General features: G+C 33.9%; 22 protein-coding genes. 15 read left to right on the forward strand and 7 right to left on the reverse strand.

Annotated features, from left to right (window positions below):
* The first annotated feature begins 280 nt into the window (after window positions 1–280).
* The 3 genes from ACNQGD_RS07910 (at window position 281) to ACNQGD_RS07920 (ending at window position 3,838) form a co-directional block, all read left to right on the forward strand.
* Window positions 281–2,434 (forward strand): S9 family peptidase, encoded by a 2,154-nt coding sequence (locus ACNQGD_RS07910; protein ID WP_417998909.1) that lies wholly within the window; start codon window positions 281–283, stop codon window positions 2,432–2,434.
* Between the two features lie 297 nt (window positions 2,435–2,731).
* Entirely contained in the window at window positions 2,732–3,166 is a 435-nt protein-coding gene (locus tag ACNQGD_RS07915) for a DUF6526 family protein (protein ID WP_417998910.1), read from the forward strand.
* Between the two features lie 102 nt (window positions 3,167–3,268).
* Entirely contained in the window at window positions 3,269–3,838 is a 570-nt protein-coding gene (locus ACNQGD_RS07920) for a pentapeptide repeat-containing protein (protein WP_417998911.1), read from the forward strand.
* On the opposite strand, the gene ACNQGD_RS07925 is transcribed toward ACNQGD_RS07920, so the two are convergent.
* The 6 genes from ACNQGD_RS07925 to glyA all read right to left on the reverse strand — a co-directional run bounded on the left by ACNQGD_RS07925 (window position 3,839) and on the right by glyA (window position 9,404).
* Window positions 3,839–4,336: a GNAT family N-acetyltransferase gene (locus ACNQGD_RS07925; RefSeq protein ID WP_417998912.1), complete on the reverse strand. Its 498-nt coding sequence runs from the start codon at window positions 4,334–4,336 to the stop codon at window positions 3,839–3,841.
* 29 nt (window positions 4,337–4,365) lie between these two features.
* Window positions 4,366–6,162, reverse strand: a complete 1,797-nt coding sequence (locus ACNQGD_RS07930; RefSeq protein WP_417998913.1) for an ATP-binding protein — start codon at window positions 6,160–6,162, stop codon at window positions 4,366–4,368.
* A 10-nt stretch (window positions 6,163–6,172) separates the two neighbouring features.
* Window positions 6,173–6,625, reverse strand: coding sequence for a response regulator (locus ACNQGD_RS07935; RefSeq protein WP_417993546.1), 453 nt, complete (start codon window positions 6,623–6,625; stop codon window positions 6,173–6,175).
* A 27-nt stretch (window positions 6,626–6,652) separates the two neighbouring features.
* Window positions 6,653–7,213, reverse strand: coding sequence for a helix-turn-helix domain-containing protein (locus ACNQGD_RS07940; RefSeq protein WP_417993545.1), 561 nt, complete (start codon window positions 7,211–7,213; stop codon window positions 6,653–6,655).
* Between the two features lie 198 nt (window positions 7,214–7,411).
* Entirely contained in the window at window positions 7,412–8,005 is a 594-nt protein-coding gene (locus ACNQGD_RS07945; protein ID WP_417993544.1) for a MiaE family protein, read from the reverse strand.
* Between the two features lie 124 nt (window positions 8,006–8,129).
* Window positions 8,130–9,404, reverse strand: a complete 1,275-nt coding sequence (glyA, locus tag ACNQGD_RS07950; protein WP_417996113.1) for a serine hydroxymethyltransferase — start codon at window positions 9,402–9,404, stop codon at window positions 8,130–8,132.
* Between the two features lie 108 nt (window positions 9,405–9,512).
* Here glyA and fahA point away from each other — a divergent pair, with 108 nt between their 5' ends.
* From fahA to argH, 12 genes are all read left to right on the forward strand, one after another.
* Window positions 9,513–10,796, forward strand: coding sequence for a fumarylacetoacetase (gene fahA / locus ACNQGD_RS07955; protein ID WP_417998914.1), 1,284 nt, complete (start codon window positions 9,513–9,515; stop codon window positions 10,794–10,796).
* Window positions 10,797–11,097: 301 nt separating this feature from the next.
* Window positions 11,098–12,282 (forward strand): hypothetical protein, encoded by a 1,185-nt coding sequence (locus ACNQGD_RS07960; protein WP_417998915.1) that lies wholly within the window; start codon window positions 11,098–11,100, stop codon window positions 12,280–12,282.
* Window positions 12,283–12,755: 473 nt separating this feature from the next.
* Entirely contained in the window at window positions 12,756–13,373 is a 618-nt protein-coding gene (locus ACNQGD_RS07965; RefSeq protein ID WP_417995251.1) for a GNAT family N-acetyltransferase, read from the forward strand.
* 4 nt (window positions 13,374–13,377) lie between these two features.
* Window positions 13,378–14,571 (forward strand): argininosuccinate synthase, encoded by a 1,194-nt coding sequence (locus ACNQGD_RS07970; RefSeq protein ID WP_417998916.1) that lies wholly within the window; start codon window positions 13,378–13,380, stop codon window positions 14,569–14,571.
* A complete protein-coding gene (argC, locus tag ACNQGD_RS07975; protein ID WP_417998917.1) occupies window positions 14,564–15,541 on the forward strand; it encodes an N-acetyl-gamma-glutamyl-phosphate reductase in 978 nt (325 codons plus the stop codon). Before ACNQGD_RS07970 ends, argC begins: the two co-directional genes overlap by 8 nt.
* Window positions 15,542–15,623: 82 nt before the next feature.
* Window positions 15,624–16,760, forward strand: a complete 1,137-nt coding sequence (locus ACNQGD_RS07980) for an aspartate aminotransferase family protein (protein ID WP_417998918.1) — start codon at window positions 15,624–15,626, stop codon at window positions 16,758–16,760.
* 86 nt (window positions 16,761–16,846) lie between these two features.
* Window positions 16,847–18,046 (forward strand): glutamate-5-semialdehyde dehydrogenase, encoded by a 1,200-nt coding sequence (locus tag ACNQGD_RS07985; protein WP_417998919.1) that lies wholly within the window; start codon window positions 16,847–16,849, stop codon window positions 18,044–18,046.
* Between the two features lie 66 nt (window positions 18,047–18,112).
* Window positions 18,113–18,874: a glutamate 5-kinase gene (proB, locus tag ACNQGD_RS07990; protein WP_417989869.1), complete on the forward strand. Its 762-nt coding sequence runs from the start codon at window positions 18,113–18,115 to the stop codon at window positions 18,872–18,874.
* A 77-nt stretch (window positions 18,875–18,951) separates the two neighbouring features.
* On the forward strand, window positions 18,952–19,899 hold the full coding sequence (locus ACNQGD_RS07995; protein ID WP_417998920.1) for an N-acetylornithine carbamoyltransferase: 948 nt from the start codon (window positions 18,952–18,954) through the stop codon (window positions 19,897–19,899).
* The gene (gene argB, locus ACNQGD_RS08000) at window positions 19,889–20,674 is read left to right on the forward strand and encodes an acetylglutamate kinase (RefSeq protein WP_417998921.1); all 786 of its coding nucleotides are present in this window, start codon (window positions 19,889–19,891) and stop codon (window positions 20,672–20,674) included. The genes ACNQGD_RS07995 and argB overlap by 11 nt, the downstream gene beginning before the upstream one ends.
* The gene (locus tag ACNQGD_RS08005) at window positions 20,671–21,741 is read left to right on the forward strand and encodes a M20 family metallo-hydrolase (protein ID WP_417998922.1); all 1,071 of its coding nucleotides are present in this window, start codon (window positions 20,671–20,673) and stop codon (window positions 21,739–21,741) included. The genes argB and ACNQGD_RS08005 overlap by 4 nt, the downstream gene beginning before the upstream one ends.
* A 139-nt stretch (window positions 21,742–21,880) precedes the next feature.
* Window positions 21,881–23,161 (forward strand): argininosuccinate lyase, encoded by a 1,281-nt coding sequence (gene argH, locus ACNQGD_RS08010; protein WP_417998923.1) that lies wholly within the window; start codon window positions 21,881–21,883, stop codon window positions 23,159–23,161.
* Between the two features lie 263 nt (window positions 23,162–23,424).
* Here argH and ytxJ read toward each other — a convergent pair whose 3' ends face one another.
* On the reverse strand, window positions 23,425–23,814 hold the full coding sequence (gene ytxJ, locus ACNQGD_RS08015) for a bacillithiol system redox-active protein YtxJ (protein WP_417998924.1): 390 nt from the start codon (window positions 23,812–23,814) through the stop codon (window positions 23,425–23,427).
* Window positions 23,815–23,817: the final 3 nt, after the last annotated feature.

Raw genomic sequence — 23,817 nt, forward strand, 5'->3', positions numbered from 1 at the left:
GGATCGCAGACTCTTTGTGCGCCAGTAGAGGTACAAATTGAATTAAATCCTTCTAATCGTATGATTTAAAGAATTTTTTCATCTGTAGAAATCAAAAGCTAACTAATTATTCTTGTCTATTTACCCCTAAATACTGTTGAGCCATAAATTATACAGATAACAGGTTTTTATTTTCTATTTTTACTAAATAAGAGCATGATATTAAGCCAATGAATGAAAATCAAATTGGACTCAATTGTTTTTAACTAATAATAAACAACCATCACCTATAAAATCAACTATGAGAAAATTTTCAATCCTACTATTGTTTTTAATTCAATTACAATTTTTAATCGCACAAAATGGAACCGAAGCTGTTGACATTACAGATATGTTGAAAATCAAAACTGTTAGTAATATAACGCTGACAAAAGATGGGAAACGAGCTGCTTTTACGGTGACTGCTATTGAAGCCGATGAAAACAATAAATTAGATTACAAATACCGCACACAGATTTTCACCACAACTACTTTAAAAAATTCCGTACCGGTACAACTAACCACTAATAAAGATGGCGCCACAAGACCGGCTTGGAGCCCGGACGGCAAACAAATTGCTTTTATACGTTCTGTAGAGGACAAAATGCAAATTTTTATATTATCTATGGAAGGTGGTGAACCCATGCAATTGACAAAACATAAATACGGTGCAACCAATCCAAAGTGGTCGCCTGATGGCAAAAGAATACTTTTTTCATCAAGTATCCCTTTAAAAGACTTGCTTCAGGACTCTATTGTAAACATATCGAAAACAATTCCTACTTGGAAGATGGAAAAACCTGGTTTTGATAAAAACGAACATTTACTTACAAATAAAGACAAACCAAATCCAAACGGAAATTTATCCGAAATTAGAGCCTATTTAGATAAAAATACAACGGACAAAAAAGCAATTGTCTTGAATAAATTAAACTTCCAAAGCGAGTCAAATGTTTCTTCAGAAATGAATTTCAATCACTTTTTTGAAATAAACGTTTCCAAAGATGCAGAGCCTCGTTTAATAACTAAGGGATTTTATAGTTTTACTACTGCTGACTACACCCCAAACGGGAAGCAAATAATTGTATCAGGAGACTTAGACACTGTAGAAAATGCTGATCGTTCATTAGAAAGTGAGATTTTTATAGCTGATACAAATGGTGAAAATTTTAAAATGATATTAGGCGAAAACGGAAAAAGATACAACAGTGCCACTATATCTCCATCAGGAAAATGGCTGGCATTCTTATCCGGTAATACTTCTTTTATTAGTGTTCCTTCCTTGTCAATAATGCCTATGAATGGCACCGAAAAAGATATTGTAACAATCCCTTTTGATCGAAATAAATCGAATCTTACCTGGAGTAAAGATGACAAATACTTATACTTCACCTCTCAAATGAACGGCGGTAATGTATTGCACCGAATTGACCGATTAACAAAAAAAATAGAGCCTTTATCCAGCGTTGATACTGGTATTTCTAGTTTTGACATTGCCAATAATACGATTGTATTTTCTAAAACTCAGGTATCAAATCCTTCTGAACTTTATTTTGCTGATGCCAATTTTAAAAATGAAAAAAAAGTAAGTAATTTTAATGATTGGGTTGCAAATAAAAAATTATCCTTTCCTGAAAAGAAAACATTTATCAATGATTTAGGAATGACTGTAGAATATTGGATCATGAAACCATCAAACTATATGCCAGGAGAAAAATATCCGTTGCTGTTAGAAATTCATGGCGGTCCATCGGCAATGTGGGGCCCAGGCGAAGAAAGTATGTGGCACGAATACCAATATTTTTGCAGTAAAGGATACGGCATCGTTTATAGTAATCCAAGAGGTTCTGGGGGATATGGTTTGGATTTTTTGAGAGGTAATATCAACGATTGGGGCAAAGGTCCCGCAAGTGATGTATTAACAGCATTAGACAAAACTATTGAAGAAGGTTGGGCAGACAACTCCAAGTTACTTATTACGGGAGGTTCTTACGCAGGTTACCTGACAGCATGGATAATAAGCCATGACAATCGTTTCAAAGCGGCTTGCGCCCAACGTGGGGTCTATGATCTTAATACCTTTTTTGGAGAAGGAAACGCCTGGAGATTGGTTCCAAATTATTTTGGAGGATATCCATGGGAGCCAAAGGTAAAGGAAATTTTAACTCGCGAATCACCTATAAACTATGTCCAAAACATCACAACACCTTTCATTATTTTTCATGGCGGCAACGACCGTCGTACCGGTTTTATTCAGGCCGAAATGATGTTTCGCAGTCTAAAAGTATTGGATCGTCCTGTTGAGTTTGTAGTGCACCCGGGTGCAACCCATGAAATTACTAGAAATGGTGACAATCGCCAACGAATGGATCAAATGTTGCGAACGTATGAATTTTTTGAAAGATCGGTTGAATAAAAATAAAAGCAACTGATTCCTATACCTGCATCTGCAGGAATTTAAATCTTATAAAACTAAAAAGCCCTGTATATTATAAAATGACAGGGCTTATTTGTGATAAGAAGATTGTTCTCGAAGCATTCCTAATACGTTACCAAAACCTAAATGGAATTGGACTTCATGTAAATCAAGTATTGTTTTTTTTATCCTCAGAATACCAAAACTTATATAATTTTGGTATTCTTATAATTAAAAAACCTGTTATCTTTAAAATACGTTGTTTTGACTATCTTTAAAAAACTTTAAAAGAAAATCATGGAAGTACAATCGTATAAAAATCACATCCGGTACTACCCACCGCATCACTTTGTTTACTACCCAATAATAATGACATTTCTGGCATTCAGCATGTATTTTAGTTGTACCTCAGAAGACAAATTGATTTGGACTTTCATCAGTGTTATTTTTGTTGTGCTTGTTGGTCTGGCTTTCATGTTGCGCCAACATTATGCATTGACGCTACAAAACCGAATAGTACGGTTAGAGCTTCGGTACCGTTATTTTTCTATTACAGGAAAAAGATTGGAGGATTTTGAACACCAGTTAAATGACAACCAGTTATTTGCCTTGAGATTTGCGCCAGATAAAGAACTTCCTGCACTTATAGTAAGAGTGTTGACGGAAAAACTTTCGGGAACAGCAATTAAAAAAGCTATTATTAATTGGAAAGGAGATTATGACAGAGTGTAATATTTTAAAAATAATTATTATAAATTCTGAATTGTATCGCTCTAGAATTTTGTTTCTTTGTTTCGAAAATAATAGCCTCAAACCTGAATTTAAAACCTATAAATGCCAGAATATTTTCTAGATATTGAATACAACAACATCACTTATAGCGAAGAAGAAGTCAATCTTAAGGAATTTGAGTGCTGTACTTTTACCAGTTGTAATTTCTCACAGTGTGCCTTTGTAGCGGTTACTTTTATTGACTGCACTTTCAATGATTGTATTTTTAGTAACGCCAAAATAAATTATGTAGCCTTTAGAACCGTGACTTTCAATCGATGCGAAATCAAAGATGTTAATTTTTCTATGTGCGATAAATTGATTTTCGAAATTGATTTTAATGATTGTATTTTGGATTTCTCCAAGTTTTATACTTTAAAAATCAAAGGAACATCATTTACCAATTGCAGTATTATTGCCGTTGATTTTATGAGTACTGATTTGACTGAAGTGGTTTTTGACAATTGTGATTTATACCGTTCTGAATTTGCAAAAGCAATTGCTAATAAAGCAAATTTCCAGACAAGTTACAATTATACCATCGATCCGAAGACAACAAAATTAAAAAAAGCCGTTTTTGCTTTAGAAGGATTAAAAGGATTGCTCTACAAACATGAAATTATAGTGCAATAATTACAGCTTTTTTTCCATTTTGTAGTCTTCCATCAAGTACCCATTACCAATCTCAATATTTTCTTCGGCAATGATTTCAAACCCTAATTTTTGATAAAAAGCCAGTGCTTTATTAAAACGATTTACGTTTAAGGAAAGTGATGTCGACTTATTTTCGGTGGCTAATTTTTGTACTGCATCAATTAATATTTTACCAATTCCTTTTCCTTGTGCTTCTGGCAAAATATAAATTTTATGAATTCGGGTTACCGCTTCATTCTTATAATTATGCTCGATTGCTATGAAAGCTAAAATAGAAGTCTCCTCATTAACAATATAAAACAATTGCTCTTTCTTTTGAATTTGTTTTATTAAAGATTCATCTGAATAAATCAAATCCATCATATAGTTTAATTGTTCTTTTGACAAAATTTCACCGTATGTTATTGGCCAAGTTATATTGGCAATCTCTTGAATTGTATTTAAGTCAGCTATAGAAGCTTGTTTTAATGAAATCATTGTACTTTATTTACGTAAATTATTAAATATTAAAGCAAATCACCTTTTGGAATAAAAACATAGAATGTAGCCCCTGTGCCAAGCTCCCCTTTTGCTTTTATGAATCCTTTATGGTTCTCTACAATTCTATTGCAAATAGCCAGACCAAGTCCTGTTCCTGAGTATTTAGGATCTGTTTCTAAACGTTTGAATAATAAGAATATTTTATCCGAATACTCTTGCTTAAAACCAATTCCGTTATCCTCAATGGCAATTTTATAATAATCCGCTGGATTCGTTATCTTATAATCCACTACTTCTTTTTCAGTAATTGCTTTAGAAACAATATTTATTTGAGGCGGCACATCGTCTTTACTGTATTTAAGAGAATTTGAAATTAAATTTATAAAAAGCTGTTTAACCTGAAAAGGTATTGCTTTAATTATAGGTAGATTTCCAATTGTAACGATGGCTTTTTTATCTTCAATAGTAGACGATAAATCTTGAAGTATTTCCTCCAATACTTTGCTTAAATTAGTTTCTATAAAAATTTTATCCCCTTTTATTGTTCTGGAATAATTCACTAAATCAATTAATAGTGTCTGCATCCTATTAGCCGTTACACGAATTTTAGAAAAATAGTCTTTTCCTTGTTGGGTAAGTAAATACAATTCTTTTTCTTCTAATCTGGAAATAAACATTTGAATCTTACGAAGTGGTTCCTGTAAATCGTGACTTACAATATTATTAAAAGCCTCGAGTTCTGTGTTAATATATTTAAGTTCTTTATTATTTTTTTCTAATTCAAGAGTTTTTTTGTATTGATTTGTAATATCATAGTTCACTCCTATTTTTATCAAACCACCGCTCCCATTCTTAGTAAAACTTCCTACACCTAAAATATATTTCACTTCTTCTTTTGGAGTTAAAAACCTAAATATCATCGAAGTAGACTGGTGATTTATTAAAGAATCTTTATGCACTTTCGTTACATAAGCTAAATCATCAGGATGAATAAATTTAATTGTATTTTTTATATTGGGTTCAAATGCATTGGGTTCAACCCCCATTAGACGGAACAAATTATCTGAAAAAGTATAGGTATTCGTTTCCAGATTAACCATCCAGTGTCCAAAACCTGCTGTCATTTCAGCAGTATTGTAAGACTCATTCACTAGTTTTAATTGGTCATTCGCCTTTTTGAGTTCATCAATATCAACATTCATTTTTTGGAACGAAAGCAATAATATTAGAAGAGAAAGAATCACTAATAAAAAAGCGGTAATGATTGAATCTTGCAATTCAAATTGATGATTACTATTTTCAAATTCTGTTTTTGTACTTTCAGAGTATATTATTTTAGTGACAAAGGATTTCATCATTTCTGTAACATGACTGCTCTCCAATAACATCTCATTTAATGCTAACGGGCCAGAATTTTTACTTTTTGCAAGAAGTAATGTCTTCCTGAATAATTTGAATCTAAGGTCAATAAGTTTTTTTAACTGGCCTATATCATTACCTCTGGCGGTATCATTTACAGTTAACAGCTTTAGCTTTGTTATGCTTTCCTCAATTTTACCTCTACTCAAAAATCGGTCTTCTAGATAGGTATCCTCTTTTGTAATGATATAACTTCGTAAACTCGTTTCGTAATTACTGATTACAGATAAAAGTTTTTCTAATTCGAGTTGGACTTGATTTGAATTTGCAATTACTTCAACCGTTGAATCAAGCTTTTTCATTTGGGAATAAAACATCGAGGCTATATAACAAACTACAACAATTGCAATAGCTAAAGCTATTTTAAACACTTGCGAATTTTTATATAGTCCCAGAATTTTCATTTATTCCTTATTATATGCTAAAGAAAAAAGTTTCAATATTTAAACCTGACGTATGAAATTGCCAATTCATATTTACAACTTCCTTGATTACTTTTTTTAGTTTAGAAAAATCATTGGGTTTTTTTATGTAGATATTTGCGCCTTCTACAAAAGTATCTTCAATATCTTTTTCTGAGGAAGAAGTCGAATATATTGCAATCGAAACATCTTTAAAACGAGTGTTTGATCTAATCTCTTTCAGACAGTCTATTCCTGTTTTTCCGGGCATATTCAAGTCGAGAAATAAAACATGAGGCAACTTAATTTCAGGATGCACTAAATAATCCATTAGATCATTCCCATCTTTAAATAGAGTCAACTTATTATTCATTTTAAGCTCTTGTATAGCTTCACTAAAAAAAGTGCGATCATCTTCGTCATCGTCAGCTAAAAGAATGTGCATTGAATCTTGGTGTGTAATCATAAAATATGGGGTGTTTTATAATTTTATTTAATCGTTATTAGATAACTCTCTCTTCTTACCTACAATCCTTTTAAACATTGAGGGAGTTAATCCTGTTACTTTTTTAAATTGGGTTGATAAATAAGCAACACTACTATAATTTAATTCATGAGAGATTTCGGTTAATGTGAGTTTCTCTTCAATTATCAGTTTTTTGGCTCTTTCAATCTTTTGAATAATAATAAAATTCTCAATAGATGTAAAAGTATATTCCGAAAAAACATTAGTAATATAACCGTACCTAAAATTCAATTTATCCGATAAATATTGAGAAATTGTTATGTTTGGAAACTTATCTTTTTCATAAACAATCTCAATTATAGCGTCTTTAATTTTTTGGATTAATTGTCCTTTTGGATTATCAATAATCTGAATGCCATACTTGGTTAAACAAACCTGAAGTTCTGTTAAAACATCCTCAGAAACATTATCTCCAATTTCAATTTGTCCTAAGTCCAACAGCTGATATTTAATATCAAATTTTTCTAATTGATCTTGTAATATTGCCTTACAAGCAACATTTCCATCATAATTAAAATTGAGCTTCATATCAATAAACAAGTATTAAGGTTAAATTAAGTTATAAATGTAAATTAAAAAACATTAATCTGTCACAAATAATTTAATTTAAATATAAAAACGGTATCCTTTTTTGGATGCAGTAACTATAAATAACTGATTATTAAGGCTCTTAAATGGTTCGGTATTCACTAAAAATTAGAACCAAAAGTATCCTTAATAAAAAAATTACCCATGAATTGTTTCATTTTTACCGTAATTTGTTATAATATTTTCTTCAAATTCAAGCCATTCTCTCCAGCGCTTTTCAACGTCAATTCCTACACCATATTTCCTTGCATAGGTAATAAAAGTAGTGTAATGTCCCGCTTCACTCTCCATCAAATCTCTATAAAAAATCGATAATTCTTCATCGTTTATATTTTCAGAAAGGACTTTGAAACGCTCACAACTTCTGGCTTCTATCATAGCTGAAAACAACAACCGTTCCACTAAACTTGAAACTCTGCTTCCGTTTCCACTTTTTTTCATGTACAAATACAATTCGTTGACATAATCATCTTTGCGTTCACGACCCAATTTCAAGCCGCGTTTGATGATGATGTTGTGTACTTGCTCAAAATGGTCGATTTCTTCTTTGGCCAAAGCCAATAAATCCTTTACTAAATCCTGATGCTCTGAATTGTTTGTGATAATTGTGATGGCATTTGTAGCTGCTTTTTGTTCGCACCAAGCATGATCTGTCAAGATTTCCTCGATGTTCTTTTCTACTATATTGACCCACCTTGGATCTGTTGGTAATTTTAATCTTAGTACAGACATTTTTTTAGTCTTAAAGTTAGAAAGTCATAAAGTCATAAAGTCGAAAGCCAAAAACTAAGACAGAATATTAAATTCTATTCAAAGACTTTCGACTTTCGACTTTAAAAACTTTACGACGTATTTTTTAGTATACGAAAATAGCTCTTTCGCTCATCATTTCGTTCACTTCATTTGCTACCGCCTCGATAACATCTTCGTTAGTGTGATCCACTAAAACTCTGTCAATTAGAGCAACAATCGTTTCCATATCCTCTTCAACCAGACCACGAGTGGTAATAGCTGCAGTTCCTACACGAATACCTGAAGTTACAAATGGTGATTTATCATCAAATGGAACCATGTTTTTATTTACTGTTATTTCTGCTTTTACTAATGCATTCTCAGCATCTTTTCCAGAAATATTTTTGTTTCTCAAGTCAATCAACATCATGTGATTGTCTGTTCCACCAGAAATAATTTCATAGCCTCTTTTTACAAAAGCATCAGCCATTGCATTTGCATTTTTTTGTAACTGTAAAGCATACGTAAAAAATTCATCTTTCAAAGCTTCACCAAAAGCTACGGCTTTTGCAGCAATAATGTGCATCAACGGACCACCTTGATTCCCTGGGAAAACCGCTAAATCCAATAGGGAAGACATCATTCTGATTTCTCCTTTTGGTGTAGTTAAACCAAATGGGTTTTCGAAATCTTTACCCATCAATATTAATCCACCACGAGGACCACGTAATGTTTTGTGGGTTGTAGTAGTTACAATATGACAATGAGGCAATGGATCATTCATTAAACCTTTAGCAATAAGACCTGCAGGGTGAGAAATGTCAGCTAGTAAAATAGCGCCAACACTGTCAGCAATTACTCTGAAACGCTCAAAATCCATATCACGAGAATAAGCCGAAGCTCCTGCAATAATTAATTTTGGTTGCTCTCTAGTCGCTATTTCTTGAATTTTATCATAATTTAATCTTCCTGTTTCCTTATCTACACCATAAAAAGAAGGTGTGTATAAACGTCCTGAAAAATTAACTGGTGAACCATGTGTTAAGTGTCCGCCATGTGACAAATCAAAACCTAAAATTTTATCACCTGGTTTGATACAAGCGTGGTAAACCGCTGTATTAGCTTGTGAACCGGAGTGTGGCTGCACATTTGCATAAGCAGCTCCAAATAACTCTTTGGCTCTATCGATAGCAATTTGTTCAACAACATCAACTACTTCACAACCGCCATAGTATCTTTTGCCAGGATATCCTTCCGCATATTTGTTAGTTAAAACAGAACCAGCTGCTTCCATTACTTCGTCACTTACGAAGTTTTCCGATGCAATAAGTTCTAATCCGTGAATTTGTCTTTCTTGTTCTTCTAGAATAAGGTCAAAAATTTGTTCGTCGCGTTGCATTTTTTTGATTTTCGTTAATTTGATGCAAAAATACGAAAAAACGTTTGGTTAATAGTTAGATTATAATATATTTGATGAGTAATTTTTTAACAAAATAATTAACAAAATATGCCAATAACAGCTAACGATACCAATAGAAAATCATGGCTTGAAGTACCTGCCAACAGTGATTTCCCTATTCAAAATATTCCTTTTGGAGTTTTTCTTACCAAAGAAAATATAGTAACCGTAGGAACTAGAATTGGAGATTCTGCCATAGATTTGGGAGCTTTACAACAATTAAATTATTTTGAAGGCATTGAACTGACGGATGATATGTTCATGCAGGATACTTTAAATGATTTTATTTCTGATGGTCAAAAAACATGGCGTTTAGTTCGAAACCGAATCGCAGAGCTATTTGACGTGACAAATTCGAAACTACAAGATAATGCAAAAGACAGAGACATTATAATATTTAAAATGGAAGATGTTGAAATGCAATTACCAGTACTTATTGGTGATTACACTGATTTTTACTCCAGCAAAGAGCACGCAACTAATGTAGGCAAAATGTTCCGTGACCCTGAAAATGCATTATTACCAAACTGGCTTCACATTCCTGTAGGCTACCACGGCAGAAGTTCTACCATAGTTCCATCAGGAATTCCAGTACACAGGCCAATGGGACAAACGTTACCAAACGGAGAAACAACACCGGTGTTTGGCTCTTCTCGTTCAGTAGATTTTGAACTTGAAACTGCTTTTATTACTACGGATGTAAATATAATGGGCGAAAACATTGCTGTAACCGAAGCTGAAGATTATATTTTCGGAATGGTTTTACTGAATGACTGGAGTGCCCGTGACATTCAAAAATGGGAATATGTGCCCCTGGGACCATTTTTAGCAAAAAACTTTGCGACTTCAATTTCACCTTGGATTGTTACAATGGATGCTTTGGAACCTTTTAGAACCAAAGGACCAAAACAAGAGCCTACTCCACTTCCTTATTTGCAACAAAAAGGAAAACATTCTTTTGATATCCATTTAGAAGTGGCGATTCAACCTGAAAATGCAAAACCAACAGTTGTTTCACGCTCTAATTTTAAATATTTATATTGGTCAATGTGCCAACAATTAGCACATCATACCTCTAATGGTTGTCGCGTAAATTCTGGCGATATGATGGGTTCGGGAACTATTTCCGGTCCAACTGAAGATAGTTTTGGTTCTATGTTAGAATTGACTTGGGGCGGTAAAAATCCAATAAAAATGAGCGACGGAACGGAGCGTAAATTCATCAATGATAATGACACGGTAATCATGAAAGGTTTTTGCCAAAATGGAAAGGTTCGAATTGGTTTTGGTGAAGTTTCCAGCAAATTACTTCCTCCTTTTGTGAGAAAATGAAAGATCAAAAATACCCTTTTTAAAACCTAACATTTATTCTATTTTTGTTAGGTTTTTTTATGGCATTATTTTATGAATTTTGAATTTAAAAAACAAGATTACAGCTTCAAATAAACCACTATGTACTAAAAATCCATAGATTTGGTATGCAGACTAAATAGTAGCCACGAATTTTATCAATTAGCACAAATTAATTAGTGGAAATTCGTAGAAGTCGCAGCTACTATTTTTTAGAAGCTAAAACAAAAGATATTGAAGTACATAGTTTTAAAATTTTAGACCAACAATTACTTTTTTGCTTATGAAAAAAATCACTCTTTTAATATCCTTATTTCTCCTTATTTCCTCCTGTGGCTTGAAGCAAACCCAAAATTTATTAAGCTCCGGAAATTACGATCAAGCCATTGATAATGCTGTTTCAAATTTGCGAACCAATAAAGACAAAAAAGGCAAACAAGATTATGTTTACTTACTGGAAGAGGCTTTTGCCAAAGCAAAAGAACGCGATTTGAATGCTATTAATTTATCAGCAAAAGATGCTAATCCTGCTCAATTGGAAAAAATGTACAACACGTATTTACAATTGAATTCCCGTCAGGAAAAAATCAAACCTTTACTTCCCTTGAAAATACTTAAAGAAGGGCGAAATGCCATTTTCCCATTTGACAATTATAACGACCAAATCATTGACAGCAAAAATGCCTTATCAGCTTATTTGTATGCTAATGCCAAAAAATTAATGGGAACTTCAGACAAAATGAATTACCGAAAAGCGTATGATGACATGGTATATTTAAACCAAATAACTCCAAATTATAAAAACGTTTTACAACTCATCGATGAAGCCAAATTTAAAGGTTCTGATTATGTTTCGGTTTACACCAAAAACGAAACGAATATGATTATCCCGGTTCGCCTTCAAAATGACTTATTGGATTTTAGTACATTAGGATTGAACGACAAATGGACTGTATACCACAGCAACAAACAAAAAGGAATTGATTATGATTATGGAATGGTAATCAACTTTAGACATATTTATATTTCGCCTGAGCAAATAAAAGAAAGAGAATTTGTAAAAGATCGCGTCATAAAAGATGGTGTCAAAAAACTCATTGATGCCAACGGAAAAGAAGTTCTGGACGAAAAAGGCAAAGTGGTGATGGTAGATAATATGAGAAATGCAACAGTGCGCATTTATGAATTCAGACAGTTTAAATCCTGTCAAATTACTGCTAAAGTAGATTACATCAACTTTAAAAGCAATCAATTATTACAATCTTTCCCTATAACTAGTGAGTTTATTTTCGAAAATATTTATTCCACCTATAAAGGAGATCGACGCGCTTCTGATGATAATTATTACTCGTATTTTGACAAAAGAGCAGTCGTTTTCCCTAGCAACGAACAAATGGTTTATGATACCGGAGAAGATTTAAAAGCAAAAATAAAAGATATTATAAACGGAAACAGGTTTAGAAACTAATGCTATAAAATCAATACTGTTTTACAAAACTCCTTGATATTTAAACCTATCAAGGAGTTTTTTATTTAAAAAAATCAACAATACATTAAAATTTTGTTACAAAATACAAAATTAGTGTTGTGTTTTAAAAATATGTGTACTTTTACACCGATGAATAAAACAAGTTTACATATAACTTCTTTGTCACGGACAAACAGACCTACCACTTCTCCCGAAGTACGGATGCTATCACTATAGTACCCAAAAGCTGTTTCGTATCTATATTCATTTTTCATTTTTTTCGTTTTGAAATTACCGCCATTTTATATTCATTCAACACATCCAAAAACTAACACTAATTTATCACTATTGTATTGTAGTTCAACTTATTGCGCAACAATCAACTGTTTTAATATTATAATTGAATGTGACAAAAAAGTATTTCAAAAACAAATACACAAATCATTTTATAACTCAAAAATTCAGCTTTTGAAATGAATATTTCTATCATTATAACTCAGGAAGAACAGTATAAGTATTCGCAAGAAATATGTGACACCATAGAATTGTCCGCACTATTGAGAGGTACTGGGATTGCCAAAAGAACTCCTGAATACATCCAAAAAAAGATGGAAAACAAAGATGCTGTCATTGCATTAGACAATGGGAAATTTGCTGGTTTTTGTTATATCGAAAGTTGGCAACACGGAAAGTTTGTCGCACATTCTGGGTTAATTGTACATCCTGATTACAGAAATTTAGGTTTAGCCAAAAAAATCAAATCATTTGTTTTTGATTATTCATTGGAAAAATATCCAGAGGCTAAGGTTTTTGGAATCACGACTGGTTTGGCTGTAATGAAAATTAATTCAGATTTAGGTTACAAACCGGTTCCTTTTTCAGAATTGACCAGCGATCCAAGTTTTTGGAAAGGATGCCAAACCTGTACCAATTATGAAATCTTAAAAAGTAAAGATAACAAATTGTGCTTGTGTACCGGAATGCTTTATGACCCAAAAGAAAAGCCTAAAGACCCGCCTAAACATCCCTTTAACATTAGAGTCTTAAACCGATTAAAATCAATTAAAGAAGCCCTATTCTTAAAAAAATAATATCATGAAAAAAGTTGTATTAGCTTACAGTGGAGGACTAGATACCTCCTATTGCCTAAAATATTTAAAAAACGAAAAAGGATATGAAGTTCATACCGTTCTTATAAATACAGGCGGATTTGATGAAGAAGAACTAGCCGCTATTGAAGAAAGAGCCTACAAATTAGGAAGTGCCCAACATGCAAATCTTACCATTGTAGATAAATATTACGATAAAGCCATTAAATATTTGATTTATGGAAATGTATTAAAAAACAATACGTATCCATTATCTGTAAGCGCTGAGCGTGTTTTTCAAGCAATTGAAGCAATAAAATATGCAAAATCTGTGGGTGCCGAAGCGATTGCTCACGGAAGTACTGGTGCAGGAAATGACCAAATTCGTTTTGATTTAATTTTCCAAACCATTGCTCCCGAAATTGAAATCATCACTCCAATCAGAGATTTGAAATTATCAAGACAGGAAGAAGTTGATTATTTAGCTCAAAATGGAGTTCATTACTCTTGGGAAAAAGCACAATATTCCATCAATAAAGGATTGTGGGGAACAAGTGTAGGTGGTAAAGAAACATTGACATCAAATCAATCGTTACCAAGTGAAGCGTACCCTTCGCAATTGCAAAAAACAGGTGAAGAGAAAGTGACGCTACAATTTGAAAAAGGAGAATTAGTAGGCATCAACGGGACATTGGACACACCAGCAAAAAACATCGTTGCATTAGAAAAACTGGCAAACGCATATGCTATAGGTAGAGACACGCACGTGGGTGACACCATTATCGGAATTAAAGGAAGAGTTGGTTTTGAAGCTGCTGCACCTTTAATCATTATCAAAGCACACCATTTATTAGAGAAACATACGCTGGGTAAATGGCAACAATACTGGAAAGAACAACTAGGAAACTGGTACGGCATGTTATTTCATGAAGGACAATTCTTAGACCCTGTGATGAGAAACATTGAGGCTTTCCTTGAAGACACTCAAACCACTGTAAACGGCACCGTTATCGTTTCTCTAAAACCATATCACTTCACATTGGACGGAATTGAATCTGAAAATGATTTAATGAATACCTCTTTTGGTCAATACGGGGAAATGAACAACGCTTGGACATCTGACGATGCCAAAGGATTTATCAAAATTCTTGGGAATGCCCAAAACATATTTTCATCTGTAAATAAACTGACACATGATTAATATTGGAATAATAGGTGGTTCTGGTTACACCGCTGGGGAACTCATCAGAATATTGATGTTTCATCCCAATGCTACACTTGATTTTATTTACAGCACAACAAACGCTGGAAAACCACTTTCGGTGGCGCATCATGATTTGATGGGCGATATCGAGATGAATTTTACCGATACGGTGAATCCAAATGTGAATGTTGTTTTCTTGTGCTTAGGACACGGTAAATCAAAATCGTTTTTAGAGCAAAATCAATTTGCGAGTCATACCAAAATCATCGATTTAGGAAATGATTTCAGATTGACAAAAGACAAAGATTTTGACAGTAAAACTTTCGTTTACGGTTTACCTGAATTAAATAAAGCGGTTATTAAAAACGCTCAATTTATCGCTAATCCAGGTTGTTTTGCAACAGCGATTCAATTGGCATTATTGCCTTTAGCCAAAAACGAAATGCTTACGACCGACGTTCACATCAATGCCACAACCGGAAGTACAGGAGCTGGAGTTTCCCCTTCGGAAACGACGCATTTTAGTTGGAGATCAAATAATATGTCACATTACAAAGCTTTTGAGCACCAACATTTGGGTGAAATAAACCAAAGTGTCGACCAATTGCAGGCGGATTATACCAATGAATTGATTTTTGTACCCAACAGAGGGGATTTTGCGAGAGGGATTTTTGCAACATTATACACAACAATCGAAGAAAATCTGGAAGATGTAGTAGCAAAATACGAGGCTTTTTACAAAGACCAACCTTTTGTAACGGTTACTACCACTGGAATCAATATGAAACAAGTGGTTCAAACGAACAAGTGTATTATTAGTTTAATGAAAAAAGGAAACCGGTTATTGATTACTTCAGTAATTGATAATTTAACAAAAGGAGCCTCAGGACAAGCCATTCAAAACATGAATTTAATGTTTGGATTGGATGAAACCACGGGATTGCATTTGAAACCATCTGGATTCTAAAAATTTGTTTCAAGTTTAAAGTTTAAGGTTACATACGTAACTTGAAACTTTAAACCTTAAACCATTTAAACAAAAAAAGAAAATGAACTTATTTGACGTTTACCCATTATACAATATCACTCCTGTAAAAGCACTGGATTGTACTATTACAGATGAAAAAGGAGTGGAATATTTAGATTTATATGGTGGTCATGGAGTAATTTCCATTGGACACACACAACCGGATTATGTAGCCAAATTAAAAAATCAATTGGATAACATTGGTTTCTATTCGAATGCGATTCAGAATCCATTGCAAGTAGAATTAGCAGAGAAATTAGGGAAACTCTCCGGATTGGAAGACTACACTTTATTCTTGTGCAGTTCTGGAGCTGAAGCCAATGAAAACGCCTTGAAATTAGCCTCTTTTCACAACAATAAGTCGCGTGTAATTGCTTTTGATAATTCCTTTCATGGAAGAACTTCGGCGGCAGTTGCGGTAACAGATAACAAAAAAATTGTTGCGCCAATCAATGCACAACAAATCGTTACTTTTTTACCACTGAATAATATTGAGTTGGTAGAAAACGAACTAAAAAAAGGAGATGTTTCTTCTGTAATTATTGAAGGAATTCAAGGAGTGGGCGGTTTAGACCAAGGTACAACTGAATTTTTTCAGGCATTAGAAAAAATATGCGAAGCATACGATGCCGTTTTGATTTTGGATGAAGTGCAATCAGGATATGGAAGAAGCGGAAAGTTTTTTGCACACCAACATCATGACATCAAAGCAGATATTATTTGTCTGGCGAAAGGAATGGGCAATGGATTTCCTATTGGAGGCATCATGATTTCTCCGAAATTTACAGCGAGTTATGGACTATTGGGAACTACTTTCGGTGGAAACCATTTGGCTTGTGCTGCTGGCATTGCGGTTTTGGATGTGATCGAAAGTCAAAAATTAATGGATAACGTAAATGATGTTTACGCCTATTTTTTAGAAGCAATCAAACAAGTTCCTGAAGTTATCCAAGTAAAAGGAAAAGGATTAATGCTAGGTGTAGAATTTGATTTTGACGTAAGTACACTTCGTAAAAAAATGATTATGGACAAACATATTTTTACGGGAAATGCTAATAATAAAAACTTATTAAGAATTCTTCCTCCATTGACAATCAATAAGGAAGCAATTGATACCTTTATTATAGCTTTAAAAGAAACATTGACAGAATTGAAATGATTTTTTTAAACATATAAGTCACATAAGCTCTTAAACTGGTGACTCATATGCTTCGATTTTTTTCTAAAACAGTAAACCAAAAACTAATGAACCACGTATTACCAATAGAAAAACGAAATTCAGTTTTAAGTCGCATGGCCGAACTTCTTGAACAAGAAAGAGCCAATCTTAAGACTATAAATCAACAAGATTTGCATCATTATTCTGGCGATGATTTGGCTATGGAAAAACGTTTATTGGTTAATGATTCCAAAATTGACGGAATGATTGTATCCCTGCAACAATTAGCCAGTCAGGAAGATCCTATTGGTGTAGAACGTTTTAATTTCGACCATGAAAACGGAATGAAAGTCATCAATAAAACAGCGGCTTTTGGAACCATCATGATTATTTATGAATCCAGACCTGATGTTACTGTTGAAGCTGGTGGAATCGCTTTCAAATCCGGAAATAAAATTCTATTGAAAGGCGGAAAAGAATCCTTACTATCCAACTTAAAAATTGTGGAATTGTGGCATCAAGCTTTAACAGCAAACCATGTGACTACAGCATGGGTGGAATACTTGAATTACAATCGGGAAGAAACGCAGGCATTTTTAGAGAAACCGACACAAAAAGTGGACTTAATCGTTCCTCGTGGTGGCGAGAAATTAATCGCTTTTGTAAAAAAACACGCCACATGTCCAGTAATAATAAGTGGTCGAGGAAATAATTTTGTGTATATAAATAAGGAAGCCGATTTAAAAAAAGCACTTGACATTATTATCAACGGAAAAACCTCAAACATATCTGTTTGCAATGCTTTAGATAAAGTTTTAATTGATACAAATATTGAGAATTGGGAAGCTTTTGCTACCAATATAGTTCAGGAATTACAACAAAGAAACGTTACTGTTTTGGGAGATGAAAGTATTTCCAAGGCAACAAACGTTCCTCAGATTGAATCGGATTTAATTTGGTATGAAGAGTTTTTAGATTATAAAATTGTTATTGGAACAACTAATTCGGATCAAGAAGCGATTGACAAAATAAATAAATATTGTGGCGGACATTCCGCTTCGATAATCACAAAAAATGATGCAATTGCCCAGGAATTCATGGAAAATGTAGATACTGCAGCCGTATATCAAAACGCCTCTACCCGATTCACTGATGGAGGACAATTTGGTTTAGGAGGCGAATTAGCCATAAGCACAGACAAATTACACCAACGTGGACCAATTGGTTTGCAACATTTAGTTACTAATAAGTGGTATATTTACGGGAATGGACAAACGAGAAAATAGTCTTAAAGTCGAAAGTCATAAAGTCGAAAGATTGAAAAAAAGAAGGATTCAGAATAAAGAATAAAAATGGCTAAAAAAAGAATTTTATTAAAGTTAGGAAGCAATACGTTAACCAAGGAAACCAATCACATTTCGAGAGGAAAGATTGAGGATATTGGGATGCAAATAGCCGCTTTACAAGACGATTACGAGTTTATTATTGTAAGTTCTGGTGCGATTGCTGCAGCCAAACAATTTGTAAAATTGGAAAATCAAGACAAAGATGTTTTTGTAAAACAAGCGTTGGCTTCTATTGGCCAGCCACATTTAATGCGGATTTATCATGAAAATTTTAGTGATTTAGGATTGCTAATTTCGCAATGTTTGCTTTCTTATTCTGATTTCGAAAAAGAACAATCCAAAGTAAATATCGTGAACACCATCAATGTGTTAGTCAAAAACAATTACATTCCGATTATCAATGAAAATGATACTGTGGCGACGGATGAGATTCGGTTTGGTGATAACGATAAATTAGCCGCTTTGACCGCCGTTTTATTAAATGTTGATATTCTTATCATTGCCACCAATACGAACGGGATTTACACCAAATCATCCATTCATGATGCAGTTCCTGAAACCATTTCTTTGGTAACCGATTTAAAAGTATTGGAAAAAGAGATTGGCGATTCTAAATCTTCGCACGGAACCGGTGGAATGCAATCTAAAATAGAAGCATCGGCAATTGCCAAAGCCGCTACTATCGAAACCTGGATTGTCAATGGCTTGGAAGACAACTTTATTTTGAAAGCATTAAAAAACGAAATACCATTTACTAAAATTCTATAAAATGTTGATACGGTTAATCGTTAATTCGGTTAATCGATTAAACAAATAACCGAATTAACGATTAAACAAATAAAACAATGAACTATATCTCCATACAAAACATAGATTCGCTCAACAAATGGGTGAAAGAAGCATTAAAAATCAAGAAAAAACCCCTTAAAAACAAAAAACTGGGTAAGAACAAAACCTTAGGAATGTTGTTTTTTAATTCCAGTTTAAGAACGCGTTTGAGTACACAAAAAGCAGCTTTGAATTTAGGAATGAACGTGATGGTAATGAATTTTACCAGCGAAGGTTGGACATTAGAATTTGAAGATGGAGCTATCATGAACTCCGGTGCTTCGGAACATATTAAAGAAGCGGCTGCAGTAGTTTCTCAATATTGCGATATTATTGCTATCAGGGCCTTTGCCGGATTGGTAGACAAAGAAAAAGATAATGCCGAAACCGTTCTTATGGGTTTCTTAAAATATGCCACTGTGCCAATTGTTAATATGGAAAGTGCTACAGGACATCCGTTACAATCGCTAGCCGATGCAATTACAATGGCCGAACACAAAACAGAACACCGTCCAAAAGTAGTTTTGACTTGGGCACCACATCCTAAGGCTTTACCTCAAGCGGTGCCCAATTCCTTTGTGCAAATGATGCAGTTACAAGATGCAGAGTTTGTCATTACGCATCCTGAAGGGTACGAATTGAATCCTGAAATAACGAAAGACTCCAAGATTGAATACGACCAAGACAAAGCTTTCGAAAACGCCGATTTTATTTATGCCAAAAACTGGAGCAATTATAATGAGTATGGTAAGATTACAAATTCCGACCCAAATTGGACTGTAACTGCTGACAAAATGAAACTGACTAATAATGCTAAATTCATGCACTGTTTGCCAGTAAGACGTAATGTAATTGTAACGGATGAAGTGATTGACAGCGAAAATTCAATTGTTATCGAACAAGCCAACAATAGAACCTATGCCGCACAATTAGTGTTGCAAAAAATATTGGAAAATGGAAAATAAAAAACCGGTAACGTTAATAAAAATTGGAGGAAACATTATTGACAACCCAACGGAATTATCACAATTTTTAATTGATTTTTCTCAGATTGAAGGCTATAAAGTACTCGTTCACGGCGGTGGAAAATCAGCTACCAAAATGGCGGAAAGCATTGGTTTAATTCCTCAAATGATTGATGGAAGACGCATCACCGATGCCGCTATGCTTGATGTAGTTGTGATGATTTATGCAGGTCAAATCAACAAAAATATCGTTGCTCAATTACAAGCTAATTCCACCAATGCGATGGGGTTTTCTGGTGCTGATGGGAATTTAATTCAATCGGATAAAAGAAACCATCCTACAATCAATTATGGTTTTGTTGGTGATGTAAAAAAAGTGAATACAAACGTATTACAAACGTTACTTTCTAGTGGAATAGTTCCTGTATTTTGCGCAATAACACACGATGGAAAAGGACAATTATTAAACACGAATGCCGATACCATTGCCAGCGAATTAGCGATTGCTTTATCGGAAGTTTTTGATGTCACTTTGAATTATTGCTTTGAAAAACCGGGTGTTTTATATGATGCCGAAGATGATTCTTCCGTAATTGAGAACATAAATCAAGAATTATATTCCAAATTAAAAGCTGAAGGCGCCATACATTCTGGTATGATTCCTAAATTAGACAATTGCTTCAATAGTTTGTCCAAGGGAGTTCAAAAAATAAAAATTGGTCATCACAGGATGATGCAAGATAAAACGGCATTGTACACTACAATTACACTATGAAGAGTATAGAAATCCTTACACAAGAGGCCATTTCGTTATTAAAAGCACTGATTGAAACGCCTTCATTTTCAAGTGAAGAAGAACAAACAGCACTTGTAATCGAAAATTGGTTTAGACAAAATAATATCCCTTTCGAAAGAGAGAATAATAATATTTGGGCTTTCAATAAGAATTTTGATAAAACCAAGCCAACACTTTTACTCAATTCGCATCACGATACCGTAAAACCAAACCAAGGTTATACTAATGATCCATTTGAAGCTATCGTAAAAGACGGCAAATTATTTGGATTGGGGAGCAATGATGCGGGAGGTTGTCTGGTCTCGCTTTTAGCCACTTTTGTTCATTTTTATTCGAATGAAAATCTGCCTTACAATATTGTGATGGTCGCTTCAGCCGAAGAAGAAAGCAGTGGCAAAAATGGATTAAACAGCGTATTGAAACATTTACCGGAACTGGAATGTGCCATTGTTGGCGAACCTACTTTGATGCAATTAGCCGTAGCCGAAAAAGGGTTATTAGTACTCGATGTCATCGTAAAAGGTACCGCTAGTCATGCAGCACACAACAATCCGGATAATCCTATTTACAATGCGATACCCGTTATCGAATGGTTTAACAGTTATCAATTCGAAAAAATATCGGAAGTCTTAGGTCCTGTAAAAATGACCGTAACACAAGTTGCAGCTGGAAAACAACACAATGTAGTTCCTGCGGAATGTCATTTGGTTGTTGATATTCGCGTGAATGATTGCTATAACAATCAAGAAATTTTAGATATTGTAAAAAAACATTTGACTGCCGAAGTCAATCCGCGTTCGATGCATTTGAATGCGTCATCAATTCCTGTTGCACACGAATTAGTACAAGTCGGAATCGCACTGGGAAGAACCACTTACGGGTCGCCTACCCTCTCGGATCAATCGGTTTTGAGTTGTCAATCCTTGAAATTAGGACCTGGTGAAACCCTACGGTCACATTCGGCTGACGAATTTATATTTATAAACGAAATAGAAGAAGGAATTCAATTGTATATCAAAATACTAACTGATTTTTTCAAACAATAAAAGTCATCCTGAGCACAGTCGAAGGAGGAGCCAATCCCGCTATTCGTTGCAATATTTTATTTTTTTAAAGAAAAAAAATAAAAGGATTTCCACTGCTATCGGGGCTAATCTAACAGTCTAAAAATCTAATTATCCATATATGAAACTTTGGGAAAAAGGAATACCAACAGATAAACAAATAGAACATTTCACCGTTGGTAACGACAGAGAACTAGATTTAGTTCTTGCCAAATACGATGCTTTAGGCTCTATTGCTCATGCCAAAATGTTGCACCAAATCGGGCTTTTGACAACTTCCGAAACGGAATCTTTAGTTCTGGCTTTAGAAGATATTGTCATTGATGCAGAAAAAGGGCATTTCGAAATCGAAGATAGTTTTGAAGACGTACATTCCAAAATCGAATATTTACTGACAGTAAAATTGGGAGACGCCGGAAAAAAAATTCACACGGCCCGTTCTCGTAACGACCAAGTTTTAGTAGATGTTAATTTGTATCTAAAAGACGTGGTTAAAGAACTAAAGGAACAAGTAAAAAGTCTTTTTGATTTGCTAATGGAATTGGCTGAAAAACATCAAAATGTTTTATTGCCCGGATATACTCACCTTCAAATTGCGATGCCGTCTTCTTTTGGAATGTGGTTTTCTGCTTACGCCGAAACCCTAATTGATGATATGACGATGCTAAATGCTGCTTTGAAAATTGTAGACCAAAATCCATTAGGTTCAGCTGCAGGTTATGGAAGTTCCTTCCCAATTAACAGAACATTCACCACAAAGGAATTAGGGTTTGAAACCTTAAAATTCAATTCTGTAGCGGCACAAATGAGCCGTGGAAAATCAGAAAAAACGGTTGCTTTTGCCATGAGTAGTGTTGCTGCAACTTTGGCAAAATTTTCTATGGACGTTTGTTTGTATATGAGCCAGAATTTTGATTTCATCAGTTTACCTGCTCATCTTACAACAGGTTCCAGCATTATGCCACATAAGAAAAACCCGGATGTTTTTGAATTGATTCGTGGAAAATGCAACAAAATTCAAGCGTTGCCTTATGAAATCACTTTAATTACCAACAACTTGCCAAGTGGTTATCACAGGGATTTGCAATTGTTGAAAGAAGGACTATTTCCAGCGATTCAAAACCTCAAAGCCTGTTTGGATATTGCTATTTTTGCTATAAAAGATATTAAAGTAAAAGAACAAATTTTAGACGATAAAAAATACGATTATTTGTTTACGGTAGATTCCTTAAACGAAATGGTTGTTGCCGGAATGCCTTTTAGAGATGCCTATAAAGTAGTTGCAGAACAACTGGAAAATGGCACTTTCAAATCGCCAAAAGAAACCAAACATACGCACGAAGGAAGTATTAACAATTTGTGTTTAAAGGAAATAAAAAGGAAGATGAGAGATTCTTATTAATTCAAAACAAAAATAATGGTTATAATAAAATCCATTCGTTGAAGCGAATGGATTTTATTGTTTTTAAAATTGCTCTATTAATTGCCGTTGGTTTTAACCAACGATAAAATGTAAAAGAAAGAATTGGCTTTAGCCAAAATGGTTGAACAATTTTGGCTATAGCCAATTCTTTCAAAATCTTAAATTCCGCTGGTTAAAACCAACGGCCAACAGAATAACCATAAATTTAATACGATCAAAAAAAACACCTAGAACCTAACTATTTACAACTTCCCTTTCAGTTCCTCCGCATCAATATCGCTATGCGAAACATTGTAAATGGCTTTTCCGTCTTTAATTAAAATCAATTGTGGGGATTGATGCGTTACACAAAATTGATCCGCAATGGCATTAGAAATATCGCGATACGCTATTAAATCTAAAAAATAAGGCGTAACTTTATCTGAGCTATTAAACTCATTTTCAAACTGTTTCAGTGCCATCCTACTTACACTGCATCGGGTACTGTGTTTAAAAATGGCTACTGGTTTTTCATTGGAAATAGAAATAATTTCATTCAGTTGTCCTAAATCGGTTAGTTCATTCCAATTGATTTTATTTTCATTTAAATCCTTGTCGTCTGAACTATTGAACATATTTTTAAAAAAACTCATAAT

It is taken from the genome of Flavobacterium glucosi, from assembly GCF_048286535.1.
Classification (GTDB): Bacteria; Bacteroidota; Bacteroidia; order Flavobacteriales; family Flavobacteriaceae; genus Flavobacterium.